The following is a 12,946-nucleotide window of genomic DNA, read 5'->3' on the forward strand; positions in this document are numbered from 1 at the left end:
GCAGGGTCTCAGGCGGCTTCCGGGGTGAGTGTCCGGTGCAGGGCGGTCAGGCCGTCGGTGTAGATGCCGTGGAAGATGGCGATGGCCTCTTCGTCGCTCACGCCTGTCGGGGTGAAGGTGCCGGACCACTCGACGCGGGCCGTGTCCTGTCCCGGGACGGTGTGCACGGTGAGGGTGGAGAGGTAGCCGGTGACCGGGAAGGGGGCCTGGAGGATGGAGTACGTGTACGTGCGGGCCGTGTTGTCGAAGGCTTCGAGGCGCTCGATGATGACGCCGCCGTCCTCGTCCCGGAGGGAGCGGACGCGGCCGCCCTCGCTGAGTTCGCTGGTGGGGATGTAGGGCAGCCAGTCGGGGAGCGAGTCGAAGCCGCCTATGAGCTGCCAGATGCGGGCGGGGGATGCGGGCACGTCGATGGATGCGGTGGTGGTGGCCACGGGGGTCTCCTGAGGGACTTGGAGCTGAGTTACGGGCTGAGAGGTCAGGCGGTCGGTACCGGTGCGGAGTCGGCGATCAGCTTCTCCTCGCGCAGGGCCGTCCAGAACGCGGCCGGGATCGTCTCGCCGAGTGCGGCCACGTCCTCCGCGATGCGGCTGGGCTTCGTGGCGCCGGGGATCGCTGCGACCGTCGCCGGGTGGGCGAGGGAGAACTGCAGCGCGGCGGCCTTGATGCCGACCCCGTACCGCTCGGCGATCGCCTTGATCCGCGCCACCTTGTCGACGATGGCGGCGGGCGCCTTCTGGTACTCGAAGTGCGTACCGCCGGCGAGGATTCCCGAGCTGTAGGGACCGCCGACGACGATGTCCACGTCCTGGGCGGAGGCGGCCGGCAGCAGGCGCTGCAGGGCACGGTCGTGGTCGAGAAGGGTGTAGCGGCCGGCGAGGAGGAAGGCGTCGGGCTTCGGCTCGTCCAGGTCGAGGGTGAGCTCCAGGGGCTCGACGCGGTTGACGCCCAGGCCCCAGGCCTTGATGACGCCCTCCTCGCGCAGCTTCTGCAGGACGCGGAAGGCACCCGTGCGGGCCGTCTCGTAGGCGGCCAGCCACTCGTCCCCGTAGAAGTCCTGCGCGACGTCATGCACCCACACGATGTCGAGACGGTCGGTCCTGAGGCGCTTGAGGCTGTCCTCGATGGAGCGCAGGGTGGCGTCGGCGGTGTAGTCGTTGATCATCTTGTTCGGACGGCCGTGCTCGAAGAGGCCGCCCTTTTCGCCGAGGTCACGCGCGGCGGGGTCCTCGGTCTCGTCGAGGACGACCCGGCCGACCTTGGTGCTGAGCACGTACTCGTCGCGCGGGTGCTGGGCCAGTACGTCGCCGAGCCGGATCTCGGAGAGGCCCGCGCCGTAGAAGGGCGCGGTGTCGAAGTAGCGGATGCCCTGGTCCCAGGCGGCTTCCACGGTGGCCGCCGCCTCTTCGTCGGGGATGGCGCGGAACATGTTGCCGAGCGGGGCGGTGCCGAATCCGAGCGCACCGGGAAGGAGGGACTTGATGGTCATGAGAGATCCTCTTCGAATAGATTTCGATCTATTTCGATCGTTTTCGGCGGACCTGTTGCTGAATGAGCGATCCGCCGGGCTTGTGTCTTCGAGGTTATGATCCCTGCATGAGACTGTCCAAGACTTACTTCGACTCACTTGAGTCCCCCGAGGTCCCACATGCTTGACCTGCGACAACTCCGCTATTTCGTGGCCGTCGCCGAGTCCGAGCACGTCGGGCGCGCCGCCGAGCAGCTGCACATCTCCCAGTCACCCCTGAGCCGGCAGATCGCCCAGCTCGAGAAGAACCTGGACCTCACCCTCTTCGAGCGCAGCCAGCAGCGCATCCGGCTGACCTCCGACGGCCGGGTCTTCCTGACCGAGGCCCGCGCCCTGCTGCGGCACGCGGACAGGCTGGAGAACCTCGGCCGGCGGCTGGGCCGCGGCGAGGAGGGCGGCCTGTGCATCGGGTACGTCGCCGACGCCATGCACACGGGCGTCCTGCCCACCGCCCTTCGGGCCCTGCGCGGGGAACGCCCCGGTATTCACGTGGCGCTGTACGACCAGGAGTCCACCGAGCAGTTCGAGGGCCTGCGCCAGCGCAGCCTGGACATCGCGCTGGTCCGCACACCGCCGTCCGAGGACGACCCGGATCTCCAGGCGTCCCCCTTGCTGCGGGACCCGCTGCTGCTCGCCCTGCCCGCGCACCATCCCCTCGCGGAACAGGCGGAGTTGACGCCCGAGGACCTCGACGGGCAGCCGTGGATCGCGGTGGCCGACTCACCGGACCCGGCCTGGCGCGACACGTTCGTCGCGTCCTGCGTGAACTCCGGCTTCACCCCCGACATCCTCCTCGACGCCGCCGATCCGCTCACCGCGCTCGGCCTGGTCGCCTCCGGCCTCGGCCTCGCCCTCGTCCAGCGGAGCATGGTGCGGGGCACGACCGAGGGCATCGTGGTGCGCGAACTCCCTTGGTACGGCGGCTCGGTGCAGCTGTGGGCGGCCTGGCACCGTGTCGATCTCCGCCCGGTGGTGGCGTCGTTCCGCGAGACGGTCCTCGCGGAACGTGGGCCTTCCGCCCCTGTCGGACACCAGGACTAGCCTTCACCCCCGGTCAGTACCCGTACGATCCGAGGCCGACCAGGCAGTACACGTACTCGTAGTAGGGCATCCCGTTGCGGGTGTAGCTGTAGGAAAACGCGTACTGCGTCTGGGGGTTGGCGTTGCAGCGACTCAGTTCCGACGTCAGCGGGATCGTCTCGATCACCTTGTAGTGGGCGTCGGACGCCGAGCACGAGACCTCCTCGACGCCGCTGACCTCCTGGGCGGTCGTGGAGTCCGGCAGGGTTCCGTTGAGGCAGGTGCCGGATTCGTATGGGTCGGGAGCCTCACTCTCGGTGCCGTACGGGTCCTCGGTGTACGGCTCTTCGCTGTACGGGTCCTCCGTGTAGGGCTCTTCCGAATACGGGTCCTCCGAGTACGGGTCCTCGGTGTACGGGTCCTCCGTGTACGGATCCGCGGTGTAGGGGTCCTCCGAATACGGTTCCTCGGCGTACGGGGAGCTGGTCGAGTCCACGCCGGAAGCGCTGTCGCTGCCGCTGCCGTCGCCCTCGTTGGCCAGCACCACCAGGAACACGAGCACGGCGGCGACCGCGAGCACGCCCAGCCATTGGAGGCCGCGCGACGGGGTCGCCGGGTTCGTGACCCGTATGCGCAGCAGCACCTCGCTCTCACCGGCACGGACCCGCACGAGGTCGCCGTCCCGTACGGGCGGGACACGGACACGGGTGGTGCCGGACGGCAGAGGAACGGTGACGACGGCACCGGAAGCAGCCTGCTGCGGCGTGAGGGATATGGAGAGTTCCACCGCGCCAGTGTGGCCAACGGGCAGCCGCGCCGAAGAAGCTTTCCGAAACCTCCACCTTGACGGGGCGGCGCCATAAGTCGCGCCCGAGTTCATCCCTTCGACGGCCCTGCGTAGACCATCGGCGGACGGCGGGGGCCATGGCCGTTTCCCAGACTGGGGTCGGGACGACGACATGGGGAGACGCGATGCAGGAGATCACTCGGGCACGGTTCCTGGGGATGGCCGCGGGGGTCGGGGGTGCGGCGGTGCTGCCGGCGGCGGGGCGGGCTTCGGCGACCGGGGGCGGGGCAGGCGCGAGCGGCGGCGGGGGCGGGCACGGGCTGACGTACCGGGGTGTCGTCTACGAGGTCGGTGAGGGGGAGACGCCGGGTACCGCGTGGAACCCGGCGCGGATGCGGGCCGACGTGCGGGCCATCGATCGCGATCTGCACGCCAACTCCGTCAAGGTCACGGGCTACGGCGTCGAGCGGCTCACCGCGACGGCGGGTGAGGCGGCGGAGCGGGGGCTGAACGTCTGGCTCGAACCGACGCTGGGGGACGTACCGGAGAAGGAGATCCTCGAACACCTCGCGGAGACGGGGCGGTTCGCCGAGCGGCTGCGGCGGCAGGGGGCCGGGGTGCACCTCAGCGTCGGCTGCGAGTTCTGGCTCTTCGTGCCCGGCATCGTGCCCGGCGACAATGTCCTGGAGCGGATCGAGAACCTGATGAGCGGCAACTTCGATCCGGTGCTGATGGCGCGCCGCCTGAGCCGTTTCACCGCGAAGGCGGCCCGGGTCGGCCGGTCGGTCTTCGGCGGGCGGCTGACGTACGCCGCAGCCCAGGACGACGACGTCGACTGGGGCCTCTTCGACCTGGTCGGCATCGACTACTACTCGTACTTCCGGAGCCGCAACGAGTACGTCCGCGACCTCGACCGGTTCCGGCGCTTCGGGAAGCCGGTCGCCATCACGGAGTTCGGCTGCTGCACCTTCGAAGGGGCGCCGGAGCAGGGCGGTATGGGCTGGGACGTCGTCGACTACACGAAGGAGCCGCCCGAGATCAAGGGCGAGCTGGTGCGGAGCGAGCGCACCCAGGCCGCGTATCTCATGGACGTGCTCTCGGTGTTCGAGTCGATGGGCCTGTACTCGGCGATGGCGTTCACCTTCGTCACCCCGGACTCCCCGCACCTCTCCCAAGACCCGCGCCACGACCTCGACATGGCGAGCTACAGCATCGTGAAGCCGATCAAGGACCGGCCCGGCGACCCCGCGTCCGACTGGCACTGGGAGCCGAAGGAGTCGTTCCGCGCGCTGGCCCGGCAGTACGGGCGGGCGGCCCGGGGCTGCTGACCCCTTCAGGCCACCGACTGCCACGCGAGGTCTTCGAGTTGATGGGCAGGAACGGTGGCGGAGAAGCCCCTTCACACCTCACTCTGTAACGAGTCTGCGGGCGGGGCCCGCGTCGTCGCACCACGGCAGCGGGGGGCAGTGCGTGGCGGACAGCGGGCGCTGGAGGCACACACCTGGACAAGAGATGTCCGGCCGGGTCCCGTTACGTCTTCGCGTGCTGCCTGTGATCATGGCGCCGCTGGTCGCCCTGGCACTGACGGCGTCTTCCGCGGACGTACGCCCCCCGGTCCGCCACTCGCCCCTCGGGGCGGACCGGCCCGCCGACACCGCATCCGTGGTCACGCGGGCCGAGGCCGAGGACTGTGACCCGCTGCGGTCGCTGAAGCCGCCGGCCCGGATGCCGGAGCCAGGCGGCCGGATGCCGAGCGGTACGGCGATGGAACGGATCGTCGAACGCGGCCGACTGATCGTGGGCGTGGACCAGAACACGTACCTCTTCGGCTACCGCAACCCCACCACCGGGCAGTTGGACGGACTCGACATCGACCTGGTGCGGGAGATCTCCAGGGCCCTGTTCGGAAAGCCTGACCGGGTGCAGTTCAAGACCGTGCCGTCCCGGCGGCGCATCGAGGTCCTGGAACGCGGCGAAGTCGACCTGGTCGCCCACTCGATGACCATCACCTGCGAGCGCATGGAGCAGGTGCTGTTCAGCAGCGACTACCTCGATTCCGGCCAGCGCGTCCTGGTCCCCAACGCCTCCCCTGCGCAGACCCTGGCCGACCTCGCCGGACAGAGAGTGTGCACGGCCGAGGGCACCACCTCGCTGACCGCGCTGCGCCGGGCCCGTCCGAAGGTGCGGCTGGTTGCCGTCGCCGACTGGACCGACTGCCTGGTACGTCTCCAACTGGGCGACGTGGCCGCCGTGTCGACCACCGACAACGTCCTCGCCGGGCTGCGCGCCCAGGACCCCACCACCCGCATCTCCGGACCCCGGTTCACCTACGAGCCGCACGGCATCGCCGTCGCGAAGGGTTCACCGGAACTCGTCCGCTTCGTCAACGGCGTCCTCGCCCGGCTGCGCACCTCGGGCGGACTCCGTACCCTGCACGAACGGTGGCTGGGCGGATACGGCGACTTCTACCCACCCGCACCCCGCTACCTGAAGTGACCGCGAGCGTGGCCCCTGCTCCCCTTACCGCTCGCCGGCTTCGCCTTCGGCCGGCAGGTGGGCGACGTGTCCGTCGCTCCTGGCGTGCGTCGCCCGCTCCATCGCCTCACGGGCGGCGGCGGGCAGGTCGATCGTGTTGATGACGAGGCGGTTGACCCGGATACCCCACTTGCCGGTGGCCTCGTCGAGGATGCCGCGCAGGGCCGCGCTGATCTCCTGGCGAGAGCTCAGAATGCGTTCCAGGTCCATGTAGCCGCAGATGTCGCGCAGGGAGACGACCGTGAGGTGCTCGATGGCCTGCAGGTAGCTGGTGACTTCGTAGGTGGCGGCCCGGGCGTCGGTCACCTGGAAGTAGACGACGGTGTCGATCTTGAGGGCCAGGGCGTCCACGGTGAGGACTTCCTGCGGAGGGAACGGCACGACCTGCTCACGGAGGTCGATCCGGTTCCGTATGGCGTCGGCGAACGGCACCACGATGTTGAGGCCGGCGTTGAGCGTCCGCGTGTAGCGGCCGAAGCGCTCGACCACGACGGCGTTGGCGCTGCTAAGGCGCCGGATGCACGTCCCCAGGACAAGGGGGACCGCTCCCCCGGCGATCAAGAACCCATACCGCTTCTTCATCGCGACTCCCCCCGTCCCCCGGGCCACCGTGTCGTGCCCCCCGGATGCCGCTGTCCGGAGTGTCCCAGACCTCCCGGTCTCAGGCCACCGTCCGAAGCCCCCGTACCGAAGCCTCACCCATCCCTCGCACCACCCGGTGCGCACAAGCCGCCGCGAGCAACTCCCCCAGCAGATCGGGGTCGTCGATCTCCAGGCCAAGCAGGGTCTCGATGCGTTCGAGGCGCTGGTAGAGGGACTGGCGGCCGATGTGCAGGAGCGCGGCCGTGCGGGTGGGTGAGCAGCCGTGGCGGAGGTGGACCTCCAGGGTGCGGACGAGGTCGCTGGGGTGGGCCGCCTCCCAGGCCAGCAGGGGGCCCAGGGTGTGCTGGACGAGACGGGCGAGGCGGTCGCGGTTGGCGTCCACACCGCCGCGGGTGAGCTCGCGTTCCAGCGTGAGGGCGCGCGAGGAGGTGACGACCGGGCCGCCGGACGGACCGGGTTCGGCCGACGGCACGGTGAGGGCCAGCTCCAGGGTGGTCCGGGCCGCCCGCAGGGTCTCGCTCCAGCGCAGCCAGCCGCCGCCCGCCGCGACCGCGTGCCCGACCGCCACGGTCGCTCCGGCCTCGGCGACCGCCCGGAAGGCCTCCTGCACGGCCCGTACGACATCCCGTTGCACAGTCCGTACGACATCCCGCGCACCCGCCCCGGCGTTCCCGGGCATCGCCACCAGCGCCAGTACGTCCCCCGGGAACGCCGCCCGCAGCACCGCGACCCCGCCGAGGGACCGCGCGGCGCGGTCGATCACGCCCAGATCCGCCCGTGCCCCGTGCGCCGACACCCCGACCAGCCGCGCCCCCGAGCCCGGGTGGAACCCGGCGAGCGCCGCTCGCGCCTCCACCTCGGGCTGGTTGAGCGCCTGTCCGTCGGCGAGGTCGGCCAGCAGGGCGGCGGTGTGGTCGCCGCCCCAGGGGCGCCCGGCCGAACGCCCCGAAAGGCCGCGCGCCACGATCGCCCGGTTCGCCGCCTCGGTGATGCGCACGAAGGGGACCACGCGGTGCAGGGCGAGCAGCGGCAGCCCCAGCCGCCGGGCCTCGTCGACCACTTCCTCCGGCATCCGCACCAGCGACCGCCCGACCTCCACGGCCAGCCCCGCCGCACCGCGCGCGGCCAGCTCACGGACGTACTGCCGCCGTGTCCCCTCGTCGGCACCGGTCAACCCGAAGCCGTTGGTCAGCAGCAGTTCGCCGCCGTCGAGGAAGTTCGCGCCCTCGTACACCTCGCTCGAATGCACCCAGCGGACGGGGCGGTCCAAGGAACCCTCGCCCGCGAGGAGTTCGGGTGCACTGCCACGTACGGGGTCGAGGGCCAGGATCTCGCGGAGGGTGAGTGCGGGCACGGGAACCTCCTTCAGGCGCTGACAGTTCGTCCGGATGCGGGTTGCCGGGAGAGTACTTTCCGCACGTTGCCCTGGTGTTTCGGCCACAGGAGAGTGAGAGGTATGAAGCCCATCGATCAGGCACAGGCACGCGCGTGGCTCGCCACCGCCGTCGAGGAGGCCCGCACCGGACTCGCGGAGGGCGGCATCCCCATCGGGGCCGCGCTGTACGGCGCGGACGGCACCCTCCTCGGCCGCGGCCACAACCTCCGTGTCCAGGACGACGACGCGTCGATGCACGCGGAGACCGCCGCTTTCCGGAACGCCGGCCGGCAGCGCTCGTACCGCGGGACGACGATGGTGACCACCCTCTCCCCCTGCTGGTACTGCAGCGGTCTGGTGCGCCAGTTCGGCATCTCCCGGGTCGTCGTCGGCGAGTCGGAGACCTTCCACGGCGGCCACGACTGGCTCGCCGAGCACGGCGTGCAGATCGTGCAGCTCGACGACCCCGAGTGCACCGCCCTGATGCGCGACTTCATCGAGAAGAACCCGGCACTGTGGAATGAGGACATCGGTGAGTGACCCCAAGACCCCCCGCATCCCCACCATCGACCTGCGCCCCTGGCTCTCCGGCGACCCGGACGCCCGCGCCGGCATCGCCCGCACCGTCGACCAGGCGCTCCAGACGGCCGGGTTCCTGCTCGTCACCGGGCACGGCGTGGACCCGTCACTCCGCAGGAGCATCCGCGAGGCCGCCCGCGCGTTCTTCGCCCTCTCCGTGGAGACGAAGCAGCCGTACGCCGCCACGGTCGGCGGCCGCGGCTGGCTCGGCCCGGGTGCCGAGGCGAACGGCTACTCGGAGGGTACGGAGACCCCGCCGGACCTCAAGGAGTCGCTGACGTTCGCGACGCACGAGGAGTTCGAGGACCCGGAGACCAACGCGGAGTGGTACGCGCCGAACGTGTGGCCCGCGGAGGCGCCCGAGCTGCAGAAGCTCTGCGAGGAGTACCTGACGAGGATGGGCGAGCTGGAGAACCATCTCCTCGCGCTGCTCGGCGAGGCCCTCGGTCTGGAGCCGGGCTTCTTCACGAAGCACATGGACCACCCGACGTACGGCTTCAACATCAACTGGTATCCGGGTACGGAGGTCGTGGGCGAGCCCGAGCCGGGCCAGTTCCGCATCGGCCCGCACACCGACTTCGGGACCGTCACCATCCTCGACCGGCAGGCGGGCAAGGGCGGGCTGCAGGTCTTCACGGACGAGGGCGGCTGGGAGGACGCGCCCTTCGACGCGGAGGCGTTCACCATCAACATCGGTGATCTGATGGCCCGTTGGACGGGCGACAGGTGGCGCTCGGGCCGGCACCGCGTGCTGCCCCCGCCCGCCGACGTCCCCGCCGAGGAGCTGATGTCGCTCGTCTACTTCGGCGAGTGCACACCGGGGACGGTCGTGGAGTCGGTGCCGGCTCCGGTGGGACGGGTGGCCTACGAGCCGGTGGACTCGCACGTGTACCTGCGCGAGAAGCTGGACTCGATCACCGTCGACTGAACGGCTCGCCGGGGCCTGGGAGTTGGCAAAGGTGAGCTTGAGGTGGGGTGCGTCAGCGGTGTGTCAGTTTTCTGGCAGGGGACCGTCAGGAACGTGGGATTCGATGCTCCCGCACGATCCCCCACCGCGCCCCACCGCGAGGAGTGCAATGACCGACACCGTTGCCGACGCCCGGACCGAGGCTCTCCCCGAGTTCCCGTTCCCCCGCGACTCCGCGTGCCCGTTCACGCCGCCCCCGGAGCTGCGGAGGGTATGCACAGTGCCTGACGTGGCCTGGGAATCCTGGGTGTTGATACGTAACACGTTGGCGCATGCGGTGTGGTCGGATCGGCTTTCCGTGGCACATTCGAGTGGGTGTGCCCTTTGAGGCTGGAGCGTGAGGTGTCGGCTGTCGTAGCGTGTGTGTCACTGCGAGGCCGGTGAGAGCAGTAATCAGGTTCCGGTCTCCTTGAGAATCCGCCCCGTGCCCAGGAAAGCGACGCGGGGTCCCCGCCCGGCCCGGGTCCACACCGGGCGGAAAGCGTCCGGCGGGGCGGATGCCCCAGCTTCCGAACCCCCGCGACCAGCGGCGTCACAGGCGGCGGGCACCGCACACGATGAGCACCCGCACCGCAACCAGCGGCGGCGGCACGCGGCCCATCCGCAGGCGTCCACACCCTGCCACGCACCACGGACCGCTTTCCCGGAATCCAGGTGAACCCAGGATCACCGAGGAAACCTCAGTTCATCAGCGACGCTGCACGCGGAGAGGCCTCCCTGCTCGGCGTCCTGCTGCTCGGCGCCGGGCACGAGACCTCCGCCAACATGATCGCCCTGGGGGTCCTCGCGCTCCTGGAACACCCCGACCAGCTCGCCGTCGTCCGCGACACCGACGACCCGAAGGTGATCGCCAACGCGACGGAGGAGCTGCTGCGTTACCTGACCGTCGTGCACAGCGGCCAACGCCGTCTCGCCCTGGAGGACATCGAGATCGGCGGCCAGATCGTCCGCGCCGGGGAGGGCGTCATCATCCCGGGCGCCACCGGCAACTGGGAGGCCGGCCACTTCCCCGGCCCCGAACGGCTCGACGTCACCCGCGACGCCCGCCGCCACATGGCGTTCGGATTCGGCATCCACCAGTGCCTGGGGCAGCCGCTGGCCCGCCTCGAGCTCCAGATCGCCTACCGCACCCTTTTCCGCCGCATTCCCGAACTCCGCCTGGCCGTCGGGCTGGAGAAGGTCCCCTTCAAGGACGGGATCGTCTACGGCGTCCACGAGCTGCCCGTGACCTGGTAGCCGCGGCCTCGGGCCCCGTACGGGCGGCGCCTTCCCGGACAAACTCGGGCCCGGGGCGGAAAACTTTCGTAACCCAACGGTCACCAGGCGCCCTATCCCGAATCAAGTCCCCCTTTTTACACTGGTGTTGATACACCTCACAGCAGCACATCGGAACGGACCGCCCCGGGGGGAGATGCGGTGCACAGAGGGCTGCACGGCCGGGGGGCACTGTTCGACACCGATCCGCCCGGTCTCGCTCCACGGCTCATCGGCCTGCGTCCGTACCAGCACCGCTCGACGCCGTACGAACATCCGAAGGAACTGCCCTTCGTGGTGTTCGCGGGCGGCCGGGGTCTCGGCAAGAGCGCGCTGCTCGCCGAGTTGCGCAAGGCCTGCAAGGGGCATACGCCGGTCGCGCTGATCGACGGCGAGGAGACGCAGTTCGCGGGGCCGCCGCCGGAGCGGCCCGCGGAGTCCTGGTCGGCGGTCGCGCAGGCGCTCACCACGGTCGCCGAGCAGCTCGCGGAGCCGGTGACGGGGGCCAGGCGGATCAGTTTCCCGCGGCTCGCGGCGGGGCTCCTGGCCGTCGCGGCGAGCGGCTGGAGCGACCGTGACCTGCCGCGCATCCGGCAGGAGGCGGAGCGGATCCTGCTGCTGAACGAGTCGGGTTCCTGGCTCTCCGGGTTCGCGAACCGCTGGGTGAACAGGGTCGTCGCCAAGCTGGTCGCCTCCATGTCGGGTACGGGACCGGTCCTTGAGCCGATCATCGAGGCGACCCTGGAGGCGTTCTCGGAGGGCGTCTCCCCCACCCACCACCGGCTGCGCCGGGCGGCGTCCTGGTACCGCGACTATCCCAACGCGGGCGGCAACCCGAAGCTCGGGCTCATCCTGCTCTCCCGGCACTTCAGGGCGGGCGGCAACTCCCGTACGCACGCGGAGCGTTATCTCGTACGGGCCCTGCTCGCGGACCTCGACGACGCGTACACGGGGGCGTTGCAGCGCTCGCACCGGCTCGGCCGCCCGGTCGTGCTCATCGACAATGTGCAGGAGCCCGCGGGTCGGGGCCTCATGGAGTCGGTGCTGCGGGACCGCGCCGACGGCATCGCCGACCAGGTCGTCTTCTTCACCTCGCTGCGGGGATACAGCCATCCGGCGCTCCGCAACGCGGTCCGCCGCACGCTGCCCGACGTGGCCAGGCGCTGCGACTGGACGCCGGACACCTCGCCCTCCTCGCGCGCGCTGCTCGTGTCGCTGCCGCCGCTCACCCCGGACGACACCCTGCACATCGTGGGCGCCACCTGCCTCGACGTCCCGGTCCCGCCCCAACTCCCGCACGCCACCCACCGGTTGACCGGCGGCAGCCCGCTCGGCATCACCCTGTTCGCCGAGTCGGCGCACCAGAACCTTCCTCAGGCCACCACCCTGGGCGCGCTGCTCACCGCCGATGTCGCCCTGCGGGACGACCACGACGGGCGGGCCACCTACCGGGAGCTCCTGGACCGGCTGGTGCCCGGCGGGGGCCTGGACGAGCTGACCGTGCTCGCCGCCGCCCATGATCCCGACTCGGCGCGCGCACTGGCCGAGGCCCAACTCCCGGACGACTTCGGCGCGTCGGGCGTACTGGACCTGGAGGCGCGGCTCGCCGCGGAGGGCTGGCCGGTGGCGGCGGACCAGTTCGTCGGCGACCCGTTCCTGCGCGCGCTCCTGCTGCTGCGCCTGCACCACCACGACCCCGGCCACGAGCGGTGGAGGGCCGCGCACCGCACCCTCATCGACCACTACGCCGACGTGCCCGGCAGCGACGACAACCCCGGCCGCGCCCAGTACCGCCTGCATCACGAACTCGCCCTGGGGAAGGCCGACTTCGCGATCGCGTACCTGCGCGACACCTTCCACGAGGCCGAGACCCGCGCGTGGCTGTCCGCGCTGGTCTTCATCGCCTCCGCGCCCTACTACCACGCACACGATCCGGACGGCCGCGACTTCGACGGCCACGACCACCGGGCTTCCGTAGCGCTCGGCCACACGGACGCCGCGCAGTCCCCGCCGGAGGGCGTGGATGCCGTACTGCATCTGCGGGTACGCCGACTCCTGCACGCCGTCTGGCAGTTGACCGATCCGCTGGTGTTGCCGGACCCGAAGGTGACCGACCGGCTGCGGTTCGAGCTGGAGCAGCTGTCGAATCTGCGGCCCGCGGGCAACGCGCTGCTGTGGCGGGCCTCCAGGGACTGGCCGGCGGACGCGCTGGCGGGCCGCCCGTTCCGTATCCCGGGCGACGAGGACGACGAGGGCGAGGGCGGCCCGTGACGCAGGACGAAGCCGACTCATGACGCA

The 12,946-nt window shown here is 70.8% G+C and carries 10 protein-coding genes and 2 pseudogenes; 7 read left to right on the plus strand and 5 right to left on the minus strand.

Features of this window, described 5'->3' with window-relative positions:
• Positions 1 to 8: 8 nt before the first annotated feature.
• Entirely contained in the window at positions 9 to 434 is a 426-nt protein-coding gene (locus OG266_RS18600; protein ID WP_371547029.1) for an SRPBCC family protein, read from the minus strand.
• 44 nt (positions 435 to 478) lie between these two features.
• A complete protein-coding gene (locus OG266_RS18605) occupies positions 479 to 1,489 on the minus strand; it encodes an aldo/keto reductase (protein ID WP_266456568.1) in 1,011 nt (336 codons plus the stop codon).
• Between the two features lie 159 nt (positions 1,490 to 1,648).
• Between OG266_RS18605 and OG266_RS18610 the strand changes: the two genes are divergently transcribed.
• Entirely contained in the window at positions 1,649 to 2,569 is a 921-nt protein-coding gene (locus tag OG266_RS18610) for a LysR substrate-binding domain-containing protein (RefSeq protein ID WP_329546109.1), read from the plus strand.
• Positions 2,570 to 2,582: 13 nt separating this feature from the next.
• Here the strand turns inward: OG266_RS18610 and OG266_RS18615 are convergent, their stop codons facing one another.
• On the minus strand, positions 2,583 to 3,335 hold the full coding sequence (locus OG266_RS18615) for a hypothetical protein (protein ID WP_371547033.1): 753 nt from the start codon (positions 3,333 to 3,335) through the stop codon (positions 2,583 to 2,585).
• Positions 3,336 to 3,520: 185 nt separating this feature from the next.
• Here OG266_RS18615 and OG266_RS18620 point away from each other — a divergent pair, with 185 nt between their 5' ends.
• Together OG266_RS18620 and OG266_RS18625 are read left to right on the plus strand one after the other, a co-directional pair.
• Positions 3,521 to 4,663: an abortive phage infection protein gene (locus OG266_RS18620; RefSeq protein WP_371547035.1), complete on the plus strand. Its 1,143-nt coding sequence runs from the start codon at positions 3,521 to 3,523 to the stop codon at positions 4,661 to 4,663.
• 214 nt (positions 4,664 to 4,877) lie between these two features.
• Entirely contained in the window at positions 4,878 to 5,831 is a 954-nt protein-coding gene (locus tag OG266_RS18625) for a glutamate ABC transporter substrate-binding protein (protein WP_371547038.1), read from the plus strand.
• A 42-nt stretch (positions 5,832 to 5,873) separates the two neighbouring features.
• On the opposite strand, the pseudogene OG266_RS18630 reads toward OG266_RS18625, so the two are convergent.
• Positions 5,874 to 6,452: pseudogene (locus tag OG266_RS18630) on the minus strand (SPFH domain-containing protein); the annotation flags it as partial.
• A gap of 79 nt (positions 6,453 to 6,531) precedes the next feature.
• Positions 6,532 to 7,827 carry a PucR family transcriptional regulator gene (locus OG266_RS18635; protein ID WP_371547041.1) on the minus strand — a complete coding sequence of 432 codons (1,296 nt, stop codon included), beginning with the start codon at positions 7,825 to 7,827 and terminating at the stop codon, positions 6,532 to 6,534.
• Positions 7,828 to 7,929: 102 nt separating this feature from the next.
• On the opposite strand from OG266_RS18635, the gene OG266_RS18640 reads away from it, so the two are divergent.
• The 4 genes and pseudogenes from OG266_RS18640 (at position 7,930) to OG266_RS18655 (ending at position 12,919) form a co-directional block, all read left to right on the plus strand.
• The gene (locus OG266_RS18640; protein WP_329546115.1) at positions 7,930 to 8,388 is read left to right on the plus strand and encodes a nucleoside deaminase; all 459 of its coding nucleotides are present in this window, start codon (positions 7,930 to 7,932) and stop codon (positions 8,386 to 8,388) included.
• Positions 8,369 to 9,355, plus strand: coding sequence for an isopenicillin N synthase family dioxygenase (locus OG266_RS18645; RefSeq protein ID WP_371547044.1), 987 nt, complete (start codon positions 8,369 to 8,371; stop codon positions 9,353 to 9,355). Before OG266_RS18640 ends, OG266_RS18645 begins: the two co-directional genes overlap by 20 nt.
• Positions 9,356 to 10,087: 732 nt before the next feature.
• Positions 10,088 to 10,630 (plus strand): annotated as a pseudogene (locus tag OG266_RS18650) (cytochrome P450); the annotation flags it as partial.
• Positions 10,631 to 10,810: 180 nt separating this feature from the next.
• A complete protein-coding gene (locus OG266_RS18655; protein ID WP_371547046.1) occupies positions 10,811 to 12,919 on the plus strand; it encodes a hypothetical protein in 2,109 nt (702 codons plus the stop codon).
• Positions 12,920 to 12,946: the final 27 nt, after the last annotated feature.

Origin of the sequence: Streptomyces sp. NBC_00554, assembly GCF_041431135.1 — a bacterium.
Taxonomy (GTDB): domain Bacteria; phylum Actinomycetota; class Actinomycetes; order Streptomycetales; family Streptomycetaceae; genus Streptomyces.

Bases quoted from the DNA above. Each gene is read 5' to 3' on its own strand.
- OG266_RS18605 (WP_266456568.1), bottom strand. From the start codon at position 1,489: ATGACCATCAAGTCCCTCCTTCCCGGTGCGCTCGGATTCGGCACCGCC.
- OG266_RS18610 (WP_329546109.1), top strand. From the start codon at position 1,649: ATGCTTGACCTGCGACAACTCCGCTATTTCGTGGCCGTCGCCGAGTCC.
- OG266_RS18620 (WP_371547035.1), top strand. From the start codon at position 3,521: ATGCAGGAGATCACTCGGGCACGGTTCCTGGGGATGGCCGCGGGGGTC.
- OG266_RS18640 (WP_329546115.1), top strand. From the start codon at position 7,930: ATGAAGCCCATCGATCAGGCACAGGCACGCGCGTGGCTCGCCACCGCC.
- OG266_RS18645 (WP_371547044.1), top strand. From the start codon at position 8,369: ATGAGGACATCGGTGAGTGACCCCAAGACCCCCCGCATCCCCACCATC.